The sequence below is a fragment of the Sphingobium naphthae genome (assembly GCF_043589935.1).
GTDB lineage: Bacteria > Pseudomonadota > Alphaproteobacteria > Sphingomonadales > Sphingomonadaceae > Sphingobium > Sphingobium naphthae_A.
On sequence record NZ_CP171459.1, the window covers coordinates 15,849 to 27,223 of the forward strand.

Annotated in this window: 9 protein-coding genes and 4 pseudogenes; 7 read left to right on the top strand and 6 right to left on the bottom strand. The window is 62.2% G+C overall.

The annotated features are described in order from the left end of the window. Window positions 1-3: 3 nt before the first annotated feature. Together ACGGKE_RS18815 and ACGGKE_RS18820 are read left to right on the top strand one after the other, a co-directional pair. On the top strand, window positions 4-309 hold the full coding sequence (locus ACGGKE_RS18815; RefSeq protein ID WP_394443459.1) for a hypothetical protein: 306 nt from the start codon (window positions 4-6) through the stop codon (window positions 307-309). 1 nt (window position 310) lies between these two features. Continuing rightward, window positions 311-703, top strand: a pseudogene (locus tag ACGGKE_RS18820) (type IV secretory system conjugative DNA transfer family protein); the annotation flags it as partial. 74 nt (window positions 704-777) lie between these two features. Here ACGGKE_RS18820 and ACGGKE_RS18825 read toward each other — a convergent pair. Then, on the bottom strand, window positions 778-1,347 hold the full coding sequence (locus tag ACGGKE_RS18825; protein WP_011607925.1) for a recombinase family protein: 570 nt from the start codon (window positions 1,345-1,347) through the stop codon (window positions 778-780). Window positions 1,348-1,487: 140 nt separating this feature from the next. On the opposite strand from ACGGKE_RS18825, the pseudogene ACGGKE_RS18830 reads away from it, so the two are divergent. Then, a pseudogene (locus ACGGKE_RS18830) lies at window positions 1,488-3,016 on the top strand (DUF4158 domain-containing protein); the annotation flags it as partial. 138 nt (window positions 3,017-3,154) lie between these two features. Here ACGGKE_RS18830 and ACGGKE_RS18835 read toward each other — a convergent pair. Further along, window positions 3,155-3,475 (bottom strand): annotated as a pseudogene (locus tag ACGGKE_RS18835) (ATP-binding protein); the annotation flags it as partial. Between the two features lie 1,139 nt (window positions 3,476-4,614). Here ACGGKE_RS18835 and ACGGKE_RS18840 point away from each other — a divergent pair. After that, entirely contained in the window at window positions 4,615-5,718 is a 1,104-nt protein-coding gene (locus tag ACGGKE_RS18840) for a replication initiator protein A (protein ID WP_394443462.1), read from the top strand. Window positions 5,719-5,746: 28 nt separating this feature from the next. Here ACGGKE_RS18840 and ACGGKE_RS18845 read toward each other — a convergent pair whose 3' ends face one another. The 3 genes and pseudogenes from ACGGKE_RS18845 to ACGGKE_RS18855 all read right to left on the bottom strand — a co-directional run. Further along, window positions 5,747-6,031, bottom strand: coding sequence for a ribbon-helix-helix domain-containing protein (locus ACGGKE_RS18845; protein WP_066861373.1), 285 nt, complete (start codon window positions 6,029-6,031; stop codon window positions 5,747-5,749). Further along, complete coding sequence (locus ACGGKE_RS18850) at window positions 6,031-6,666, bottom strand: AAA family ATPase (RefSeq protein WP_394443464.1); 636 nt, start codon at window positions 6,664-6,666, stop codon at window positions 6,031-6,033. The genes ACGGKE_RS18845 and ACGGKE_RS18850 overlap by 1 nt, the downstream gene beginning before the upstream one ends. A gap of 94 nt (window positions 6,667-6,760) precedes the next feature. Further along, a pseudogene (locus ACGGKE_RS18855) lies at window positions 6,761-7,171 on the bottom strand (transcription elongation protein SprT); the annotation flags it as partial. A gap of 372 nt (window positions 7,172-7,543) precedes the next feature. On the opposite strand from ACGGKE_RS18855, the gene ACGGKE_RS18860 reads away from it, so the two are divergent. The 3 genes from ACGGKE_RS18860 to ACGGKE_RS18870 are packed head-to-tail and all read left to right on the top strand — an operon-like array spanning window position 7,544 to window position 8,750. Then, entirely contained in the window at window positions 7,544-7,810 is a 267-nt protein-coding gene (locus ACGGKE_RS18860) for a type II toxin-antitoxin system RelB/DinJ family antitoxin (RefSeq protein ID WP_004213356.1), read from the top strand. Continuing rightward, entirely contained in the window at window positions 7,797-8,078 is a 282-nt protein-coding gene (locus ACGGKE_RS18865) for a type II toxin-antitoxin system YafQ family toxin (RefSeq protein WP_394443466.1), read from the top strand. The genes ACGGKE_RS18860 and ACGGKE_RS18865 overlap by 14 nt, the downstream gene beginning before the upstream one ends. 9 nt (window positions 8,079-8,087) lie before the next feature. Next, entirely contained in the window at window positions 8,088-8,750 is a 663-nt protein-coding gene (locus ACGGKE_RS18870; protein ID WP_394443468.1) for a histidine phosphatase family protein, read from the top strand. 954 nt (window positions 8,751-9,704) lie between these two features. Here the strand turns inward: ACGGKE_RS18870 and ACGGKE_RS18875 are convergent. Next, window positions 9,705-10,876 (bottom strand): IS3 family transposase gene (locus ACGGKE_RS18875; RefSeq protein WP_138921382.1). Its coding sequence is split into 2 segments (ribosomal slippage): window positions 9,705-10,612 and window positions 10,612-10,876, totalling 1,173 coding nucleotides; the frame shifts between segments, so codons are not numbered across the junction. Window positions 10,877-11,375 lie beyond the last annotated feature (499 nt).

The window sequence follows — 11,375 nt, forward strand, 5'->3', positions numbered from 1 at the left end:
ACCATGACCAGACGCGGGACTGGCGATGGGGAACGGCGATCCTGGCAGCTTGTGATGACGGGCGATCTGCCCGATCCGCTCTTGCCCGAGCTGGTCGCCGACCTAACGCGCCTGCTCGATCTCTGCCCCGATCTGGCCTGCCTCGACCTCGAAACCGATACCGGCGGCATCCACGTCGCGCGCGACTGGCCCAGCGACAAGGTGGATGAAGTCGCGAAGCTGGAATGCCGGATCGCAGCCGCGCCGGGTGTGCGCGGTCTGGCACTCCACCCCCGCAAGACTCCCCCTACCCCATCGGGGGCGCACTGACATGGAATGGCTGCGCCAGCTCGGCCGCGCGATCCGCAATCTCGCCCGTATATCGCGTCAAAATCCGATTTGGGCGATCACGGCGCTGACGCTCAGCCCGATCGCGCTCGTCCGCCATCTGCTGCGCGTCGCGGTCCTGTTCCTGATCATCGGTATCGTCCTCGCCGGAGGAGTGCAGTTCGTCCTGCACTCGCTGCTCGGCCTGGCTCGCGATTCCCATCTTTATCAAATAGGCATGATGCTGACGTTCCTCGTCATCATCCTCGTCACGCTGCGCGCCCTCTTCCAGCCTCTCATCCTGCAATATGGCGGGCCTGCCGGCGACGATACCCACGGTTCCGCCCGCTTCGCCTCCGATCGCGAGACACGCCCCCTCGCCCAGGGAGAGGGCATAGCGTGGAAAGTACGCTAAACAACGCTAAGCGAGAACGCATGGCGAACGCTCGATGCGAACGGACGGGCGCTTAATCAGGCGGGCCGTTCGATTCCCATCCTACGCATTTCGCGATAAATGGTCGATCGGCCGATGCCGAGTTGCCGCGCTGCTTCGGTAGGCGAGATACGAGCTTCGACCAGCTTGATGGCCGCATCCACTTTGGACATGTCCAGCGGCTGACGGCCAGGCTGTTTGCCCTTAGCACGGGCGGCGGCAATACCATCTCTGGTTCGCTCAGAAATCAGCCGTCGCTCAAAATGGGCGATGGCCCCAAACACATGGAAGATGAGCTCGCCGGCAGCTGACGAAGTGTCGATCTTTTCTTCAAGGCTCAGGAGCGCGATGCCCTGACCGCGTAGCGTCTCAACCGTGGTGAGAAGTTCGGCAAGCGAGCGCCCAAGCCGATCGAGGCGGACCACCGCCAGCGTGTCACCCTTGCGGGCATAGGCGATTAGCTCAGCCAGACCGGGCCGTTCCATGCTCTTACCTGAAATGACATCGGTGAAGATTTTGATGGCGCCAGCCTTCTCCAGACGCATGGTCTGGCCCGCAACGTCCTGATCGCCGGTGCTGACGCGGGCATAGCCCAGAATATCACCCATGCCGCACGTCTCCCAAACGGTCGTTCTGTGGACGCTATGGAGGGCAGCCGCTGCGCCCCACCCATATCCGTCCACATACTATGTCTCTTTACTCCTCGCTGTCCATAGGCCCAGATGACCTTTTGTGGACAGGAAACGGCATGACGAAGCGCAAGCATCAACTCCTGACCGAGAGCGAACGCGATCAGATACTCGCCATCCCGACCGATCGCGACCATTTGGCCCGGCTCTATACCTTCGAGCCTTCCGATATCGAGATCATCGGCGCGCGACGGGAGCGACGGAACCAGTTGGGCGTGGCGCTGCAACTCGCGCTCCTGCGGCACCCGGGCATCACCCTTGCGCAGTTGATACAGGACAGGGGAGCAATACCCCATGATCTCGCCGCTTTCGTCGCGGAGCAACTTGGTCTGCACGTAACCGAGCTGGCCAACTATGCGGCGCGGGATCAGACAATGACGGATCATGTCCGTGAGCTGGCGGCGCGTTTGGGGCTTCGGGGGCCAACCCGCGCCGATATTCCCTTCATGGTCGAGGCGGCCGCGAGAACGGCATGGGCGACCGACAAGGGGATGACGATTGCGATGGGCGTGGTCACCGCCCTGCGCGAGGCCCGGATTTTGCTGCCGTCCATCTCCACCATCGAACGCGCCAGCAGCGCGGGACGTGCCCGCGCGCGCAAGCAGGCCGCCCACGCCCTGATCGCCGATCTCAGCGCCGAACAGGTCCAGGCCCTCGATCAGCTCTTCGACGCCGCCGGCGGCATGAGCCATCTCGCCTTGCTTAAGACCATCCCCGTCGCGGCCAAGCCCGATCACGTCCGCCAGATCCTCGACCGTCTGAGGCAGGTGCGGAAGATCGGCATTTCCCCCGACGTCGCGGGCCGCATCCACGCGGACCGATTTCGGCAATATGTCAGGGAAGGCCGTGCGTCGCCTGCCTATATGATCGAGCGCTATATTCCCTCCCGGCGACGTTGCGCAAGTTCGCCCCTGATCTGCTTGAAGCGCTACAGTTCAGGGCCGGAAAGGGCAGCGCGAAAACGATTGCCGCTATCGAGATGCTGCGCGACCTCAATAGGTCGGGCAAGCGCGATCTGCCTGCCGACGCTCCGATGCCCTTCCGCAAGGAATGGCAGAAAATCGTCATGGGCGATGACGGCAAGATCAATCGGCGGCTCTGGGAAATCGCGACTATCGCGCATCTACGCAACAAGCTGCGCTCCGGTGATGTCTGGGTGGAACGATCGACGGGATACCGCCAGTTCGACAGCTACCTGCTAAGCGAACCGAAGGCCAAGCCGATCGTGTCGGCTCTTGGTCTGCCACCCACAGCCGGCGAATGGCTCGAACAGCGGGGCCGCGAACTGGACTGGCGGCTGAAGAAATTCGCCCGGAGCCTGAAGCGCGACGCTCTGGAGGGTGTGCGATACCGCGACGGCCGCCTCCAGATATCCCCCGTTCGCACGATCGCAACGCCCGACGCCGAAGCCCTGGCCGACCGGCTCGATGCGATGATGCCACGCATCCGTATCACCGAACTGCTACATGAGGTGGCGCAGGAAACTGGCTTTCTTTCGGCGTTCACCAACCTGCGCACCGGCGAGCTATGTCCCAATGAAAATGCGCTGCTGTCAAACGGCATGCAAACGGGACCCCATATCGGCGTTGAAGAGGGACCCCCTTTTCCGGGATTGAGCGGAGGGTTGTGGGGAGTGCCCTGCGCTGTGTGCGGCGGAGGTCGGGCGTAGCCCGGCCGGAGGCGCACACAGCGCAAGTCGGTTTTGAAGATGTGGTGAGAGCGGCGGCTAACTGCGGTTTTTGAAGCGCCAGCTGTCATTGCCGGTCTCGACGATATCGCAATGATGCGTAACGCGGTCGAGCAAGGCGGTGGTCATCTTGGGATCCCCGAACACGGTAGGCCATTCGCCGAAGGCGAGGTTGGTCGTGATGACGACGCTGGTGCGTTCATAGAGCTTGCTGATCAGGTGGAACAGCAACTGGCCACCAGAGCGCGCGAACGGCAGATATCCAAGCTCATCGAGCACCACCAAGTCGAGCCGCGACAGCTGTCCCGCCAGGGTCCCGCCCTTGCCGATCCGGGTCTCCTCTTCGAGGCGTGTCACCAGTTCCTGCGCGCCGAATGTCTTGTCGATGGCGCGCTGGACCGGAGCCGGCTGCGGTATGTGACTTGGCGCGAGGTCCAGGCCGGTCGCATGACGGAGGTTGATCCGCTGCGCCGCTACGCATTGGGCGATGACTCCGCCTTTGATGAACTGCTGGCAGCGCCGACACCGCCGAAGCGGACGCGCCATTAGGACCAGGCCATGTATAGGTGTATACAAATATACAGGCCCACGAAATCGTTGTCTGGCGCACAAACCTTGAAGCTCGCTGCGCAGATCGCCGCCGCTCGAACATGATGTTGCCGATCTGTTCGGCTTTAGCGTCCGTAAAACGCTCTTTCGTGTCGTAGCGCGCGATCGTGCGAGGATCTAGCTTTCCAAAAATCGGACGCCTGCGAAGCCCGTAGAGCGCGATGCCCGGCTGGACCCTCCCGGCCTTGCCAAACGTCTGAAATGAGGTCCAGCGGCCCGGAAATCGCGCCTGTGGCGACGTTCCCGCCTGCCCTGCCCTCTCGGATTGATCTGCCCTATCCGCCTGGCTTTTCTGGAAAGCCAATTGCGACGGTGCCGCTGGTGCTGTGGCTGCGATGGAGGTGTAGCGTTTAAACGATCCCCACTCTAACAAAAAGCGCGCCGGCGAAGCCGGCTCATCATGGGGATGCCGGGTGGGAGGATCGCAAAGCGATCCGGGGCGGCCGAAGGCCGCGAGCCGGCGGGGCGAAGCCCCAAGAGGCGGCGCTTTTCTTCATTCTGATCGTGCCTCAAGCGCGGCGCGCCGGGTAGGTCGCGCTGCCTCTGTCCTGATTTTCGGGACAAGCTGTCCGATCTGGCGGCACGCTGGTGGGTGAAGCCACGACATGGGGGTATCAGGCTCGCTCTGCGGCCAAAGTTATCCACAGGTCGGGCTAGTGTTAATATATGGGTTAAAGAGTCGTGTTACGGAATTTTGGCGGTCCCGTAATCCATTGAAAATATTGATAGAAACGGTCGTTTTTTTAGCTCTCCCGTCAACGGAACCCCGAATCGACCGACTCCAGAACCCCGAATCTGCGTCAACGAAACCCCGAATCGTGGGCGGCCGTCAATGAAACCCCGAACTTTTCCGTTGCGTCAATGAAACCCCGAATCTAGGTTGGTCGTCAATGAAACCCCGAATCGAGCCTGACCGTCAACGAAACCCCGAACTTTCGCTTGCCGTCATCGAAACCCCGAACGGCGCGGAGGGACGCCCTCCCCTGTTGCCGGTTCGCTATCCTGATCCCGATCTGTTCATTTGTGATGTTCTCGACGCCATCCCCAAGGATGACATGGCCTCTATGGAGCATCCGATTTTCTCGCTCGCAACCAAGCCCGATCGCCGCGTGTTCCGCTACGAGCATAACGGCAACAAGCTCGAAATCATCCCCAGCGTCAAAGGGCTGGCGACGATCCACGACAAGGATATTCTGATCTATTGCATCTCCCAGCTCATCGCGAAGATGAACCAGGGGGAGCGGCCGAGCCGCACTTTGCACCTCACCGCTCGCGATCTGCTGGTGTGGACGAACCGGCAAACCGATGGCGACGGCTATGACCGGCTCCGCAATGCCTTCGAGCGGCTGTCCGGCACGCGGATCACCACGAACATCAAGGCCGATGGCGAGGAAATCACCGAAGGTTTCGGCCTCATCAACGAATGGCGGATCGTCCGCCAAACCAAGTCCGGCCAAATGTCGGAAATCAAGGTGACGCTCTCGGACTGGCTACTGCGAATGGTCGAGGGGCGCAGCGTCCTGACATTGCATCGCGATTATTTCCGCCTCCGCAAACCGCTCGAACGCCGCATCTACGAGCTGGCGCGCAAGCATTGCGGCGCGCAGGAAAAATGGTCGATCTCGGTCGAAACGCTACAGAAAAAGACTGGCGCGAGTAGCCATCTGCGCGTGTTCCGCTCAATGCTGCGCGATCTCGTCGCGCACGATCATCTGCCCGACTATGCCGTGGAAATGAATGGCGATACGGTCACGTTCCGCAATCGCGAGGCGCTGGATACGGTCGAGGCGATCGAGGCGGAACCCGAACGGCCCTTTATCGACCCCGAAGGCTTCCACGACGCAAAGAGTGTTGCGCCTGGCTATGACGTTTATGCGCTCTACGACCAATGGGTATCATGGTGGATCGACAGCGGGCGGCCGGAACTGAAAAGCCCCCGCGCCGCCTTCATCGGCTTCTGCCGCAACAAGCACAAAACCGCCCCATTGCGCTAGTATAGGCGTATATCTGTATACACCTATACTAGCCTGCGATGCGCCCTCTCCCCTTCTTCACGAACAGGTCGTCCAGCGCCTCGCCTAGCAGGCTTTGAACGGTCGTCCCCTCCTCAGCCGCGATGATACGAAGCTGCGTGCTGACCTCGGGAGGGAAATGCCCGCCAATCAACTTGGTCCCCTGTCGGCCGCTCGGCGGGGCCTTGCGGGTCACGTCTACCGGCTCGACCGCCAGCGCCGGGGCTGGGGCTGCGTCGCCATCCGCCTTGGCGCGGTTCAACACCGCTTGCAGACTATTTCCGCCCTTTGCCATCATGCCACCTCCGCCTGATTGTATAGGCGTATATTTGTATACTCGTATAGTCGCCGGATTTCGTCGGCCGCTGGCCCATGCGGCTCGAACTCCTGCACGGCCTGGCCTCCGGCTTGGGCGCGGAAGAAGGCTTTGCGGTTGCCGATCGTCACCGGGCAAACCGTTGCGCCCAGCTCCGCCACGGCCTGAATCGCATCGCCGGTTTCCTGACCTTGCGGGGGCACGAAGGTAAGGACCACAGCAAAGGCGCGGTCGAGCTGGCGCACCACGTCGAGCGTGTGCGTCATGCTCATCGTGTCGAACACCGCCGTCTTGGTCGGGATCAGGATGAAATCGGCATGGCGCGCTGCCTCATAGGCCACGTCGCGCGCGACCGCCGCCCCGTCGATCACGACAAGATCGGTGCCGGCGTCCTCGCAGGCTTTGAGCATCGCCGGCAAACGCACCGGCTGAATCGACGCCACGGCGGGCGTGTCGAGCTGGCGCACGTCCTTCCAGAACGAAGCCGTCGCCTGCGGGTCCAGGTCGATGATCGCGGCGACCTTGCCCGCCTGCTCGGCCGCGACCGCCAGACAGGTGGCGAGCGTCGTTTTCCCGACACCGCCTTTCTGCGAGAGTATGGCGAGAACCTTCATGCTACACTCCTACACGTATATTTCTATACTTGTATACACAGCGGGTCGGCAGGGGAAGCCCTATCGTTCGCTGAAATGGCGGAATCGCGGCGCATCATTCCTCCGGTTCGGCCTCGTCATCGTCCAGCGGCTCATGTTGCATGCGGCCATGATCCTCGATCGGGCAAAGCGGCGCTCCGGCTTGCTCAAGCCACTTGCGCGCGGTCCGCACCGTATAGCCGCACGTCGCGCACTCGCATTTGAGCATCCGGGTTTTCTGCTTCCTAGGCGCGGTCGACTCTCCGTCCGTATCGAGACGGGCATGGGGGAGGGGGCCGACGCCCTCCAAGATCGGCGCGATGGCCGCAAGGAACGCCTCGCCGGGGGTAGTGGCGCGCATCGGCCCGAGCAAGCCAAGGCCAAGGGCAACGCGTATAAACGCTTTCCCATGCCCTGCCGGGATGCCGACGGCGGCATGGACAAGCTCATGCGCGAGGATGGCCGCGATCTGCGCTGGCATGGCATCGGCCGGAACACGGACGCCCAAGAACGCCGGCGAGAGAGGGGGCAGCGGAATTCGATGGGGGTGGAGCGGCCGCAGCGCAGCGAGGCACGGCCCCGTCTAATCCCGTTGCGGGGGAGAGGCGGCCGGGACCGCCTTTCCCCCTTGAAACGAGCATCGGCGTGCCGGCGCACGCCGGCACCATGCAGCGAGATCCGCTTGCGATCTCGCCCCGCCATGTGGGTCGTCACCTTGGGCCAAGACCGCTTGCGGGCTTGGGGAGCGAAGCGAGTAGGGCCACGGTGCCGCGCCAGCGGCAGGCGCATGATCCCCTGTGCCTTGCCAAAATCAGATTGTGTGACTACATTAGGACTACGTTTTCAGAGGGAAATCCCAATGGCTGTTTCCGACACCTATGTTCGCGCCAGGATCGACAATGCCACCAAGGAGCGCGCCACGGCCGCGCTGGGCGCGATGGGGCTTTCGATCTCTGACGCGATCCGGCTGCTGATGCTGCGTATCGCCGATGAACGTCGCCTGCCTTTCGAGGTCAAGGTGCCGAACGCCGCGACGCGCGAGGCGATGGCGGAACTGGCGGCGGGGAAGGGGACCAAGTTCGCCAGCGTCGAGGCGCTGATGGCGGACCTCCATGCGGACGATTGATCGTTCGACCCGGTTCAAGCGCGACTACAAGCGGGAAGCGAAGGGACGGCATCGCGCCACGCTCGACGCCGATTTTCTGCTCGTCCTCGCCGCGCTCGCGACCGACACGCCGCTTGATCCCAAGTATCGCGACCATGATCTGAGCGGCGATTGGGCGGGCTATCGCGATTGCCACGTCAAGCCGGACCTGGTGCTGATCTACGCCAAGCCCGACGACGACACACTGCGCCTCGCGCGCCTTGGCTCTCATAGCGAGGTATTCGGATAGATGACGCACATGCGGGCGATTTTCATCCGCCACGGCCAAAGCACCGGCAATGCCGGCTTGCCCTGTCACGATCTGGCGACGATCGAGCTGACAGAGCGCGGCCATGAACAGGCGCGTGCAGTTGCGGCGAGCTGGGCCGAAGCGCCCGCGCTCATCGTCACCTCACCCTATACCCGCACCCGGCAGACGGCCGCGCCGACGATCGCGCGCTTTCCCGGCGTGCCGGTCGAAGTGTGGCCGATAGAAGAGTTCACCTATTTGCAGCCGGCGCGCTGGAACGGCACGCGCAGCACCGAACGGATGCCGCACCTCGAACGCTATTGGAGCGAGGCCGATCCGGATTATTGCGACGGGGAGGGGGCGGAGAGTTTCAGCGCCTTGCTCCGGCGCGGCGAGGCGGCGCTGACGCGCCTCGCCGCCATGCCTGCTGGCTCGCTGGTCTATGTGTTCGGGCACGGCCAGTTCATCCAGGCTGCGCGCGCGATCGTCGCCGACGCGCATTTGGATGACCGGGCCAAAATGCGCGCCTTCTGGCGCAAAGGGGAGCCGCCCGCGATCAGCAACGCGGAACGGATAGGGCTTTACTGGCAGGATGGCCGCTGGGAATGTGCGGCAACTAGCCGGTGTCATGCTTCGGCCGGCACCCTGCACTTGCCGGTTTGTTCGACATGAGCTGTCGACTATTCCTGTCTCTTGGCACAGGCATCGAGTGAAGCTTTCCTTATGCACACCGGACTTTTCCTCGCGTTCTTTGCCGCCGGCGTTTTGATACTGGATTCCTCGTCCGCAGCCGCTCAGCCAACGGTAGCTTCGCAGGGAAAGCGGAACTGCACGTTCCAGTCGCTATCGCCGGAGGAAAAATCCCGATACCAGTCTCGTTATCGACGCCGGGTTCGTGTCGATGGGCAAGCCTTTGCCGACCGATGGCTGCGTGAACAGGTGTGTATGACACCCGCAGAGCGCAGAGCGCTTCGGCCGCCTGCCAAAGGGAAAAACTGCCGCGCTGTCTCGCGCCCCGTCACCAGCCTGGACGGTTCAATGACCGTCGGTATCGGGCGAAAATGCGATTAAATTCGGTCTATAGACCATGACGCCGCCGGGGCGGGCGCTCACGTCTTGCCCTAGATGGGGTCACGACACGAAAGTGAGTTTTGCGTACGCTAGACGCGAACGGATCACGAACAACCAGAAGTGGTGGTGGATAGCGGACGTCGGCTATGCTCCTGTCCAGCACCCTAATAAAAGCCAGAGTCGTCTCGCCTGATGAGTTGCAGCCATTTTCGGTGGCGAGCCCGCCAAGTCTTCGCAATCGCCGCTCTTCATGCCGCCACGGGCTGCGACCTGACAGACCATCAAAGGCACTCAGAAGGCGGGAGGCAGATTGCCTATGACTACGAGCTTGTTCTTCCTGAAAAGTTCAAGCGCCGATGGGTTCAAGGGATCGACAGTAAGGTTGAGGAGTGGCTATCGACCGACGCTATCATCAGCACGGATTTCGGCCTATATAGTGGCCCTCCTACATGTGCTGCTGGGAGCGCACTTTGTAGTATATCGGAAGAGATGATTGAAGTGGTCCCGCCTTCTTGGACAGTTTGGCGGCTGAGTTAAGCTAATCCCGGTTGTCGTTCATGCCGCCTGTTTGATCATCAGGTCATGGGGGGCATGCCCCCCATGACCTGATTGCCCGATGCGCCGATAGGCCTCGACCGGGGTTCTCCCGGCTAGTCCCGAGTGCGGACGCTGGGTGTTGTAATAGGTGATCCACCGGCCAAGGCCAGCCCGCAGCTCCGAGCCGGTCTCGAAGGCGTGGAGATAAACGCACTCGTACTTCAGGGATCGCCAGAGGCGTTCGATGAAGACGTTGTCCATCCACCGGCCCCGGCCATCCATGCTGATGCGGACCTCGGCGTCACGCAGCACGCTGGTGAAGGCGTAGCTGGTGAACTGGCTGCCCTGGTCCGTGTTGAAGATTTCTGGCTTGCCGAACCGGGCCAACGCCTCTTCCAGCGCCGCGACACAGAAGCCGGCGTCCATCGTGTTCGACAGCCGCCAGGCGAGCACCTTGCGGGTCGCCCAGTCCATGATTGCTACCAGATAGAGGAAGCCACGGCGCATCGGGATGTACGTCACGTCGGCGCACCACACGTGATTGGGCCGTTCAATCGCCAGCTTGCGCAGTAGATACGGATAGACCCGGTGCTGCGGGTGCGGATCGCTCGTGCGGGGCCGCTGGTAGATCGGCGTCAGCCCCATCTTCGCCATCAGGCGACGCACCCGACGGCGACCGACCTCGTGCCCGGCACGCCGCAGGTGCCGCGCCATCTGGCGGCTGCCGTACCACGGGCAGTCCAGGAACGTCGCGTCGATCACCGTCATCAGCGCCAGCGTCTCGTCCGTTTCCGGCACCGGTGCGTAGTAATACGACGAGCGGCTGATGCGCAGCAGGCGGCACTGCGCCGTAATCGACAGGCGGTGGTGAGCAGATTCGACCATCGCCCGCCTCCGGTCCACGCTCATCGACCGAAGGCTTTCGCTAAAAAATCCCGCTCGACGACCAATTGCCCGATCTTGGCATGCAGCTTTTCCACCTCGCTCTCGCTGACGGCCTTGGCCACATCGCCAGCCCCGGAGAACGTGCCTGCCATGCCCTCGATGGCCTGCCGCTTCCACGACGCGATCATCGTGTGGTGCACGCCATGCTTGGCTGCCAGCTCCGCCAGCGTCAGATCGCCCCGGATCGCTTCCAGCGCGACCTTGGCCTTAAAATCAGCGCTGTAGCGCTTCCTCGTCGTCTTCATTCCCGTACCAATCCATCAGGTCGGGAGTAGCTTAACACCCTGTCCAGAAAACCGGCACCACCTCAGATCGCTGGCAGACCGTCTCTGGTCGGTCGGTATAGTCATGTGTCTGATGAGCAACCAGCGCACGAGGCAAAACCGTTCAAGGTCTTTGTTAACGTACAGGTCGACGACAGACATCGGCTCAGGCTGAATCTGTTTGCATGGTGTGCTAACAAACCAGCTTGCGATGAGGCACTCTCGCACTTTCGCAAGGTTCGCATTGTGCGTTTGGAGCGGCCTGGTTCCGGTTTAGTCCTGCCTCAATCGCCCGTATCGCCGCCCCCTATACCCAGGTGAACGTTAGCGTCCGCGCTCGTGGTGTAATTTCCGGTGTAGATTGAGGCGATCGCGTGGGTGGGGCATGCCCCACCCACGCGATTTCGGTCTCGGTGGCCACCGGGCTCATCGGTAAGGTGGAGTTACCACACTTCACACGCCCACCGAGGAGTTGATCCCG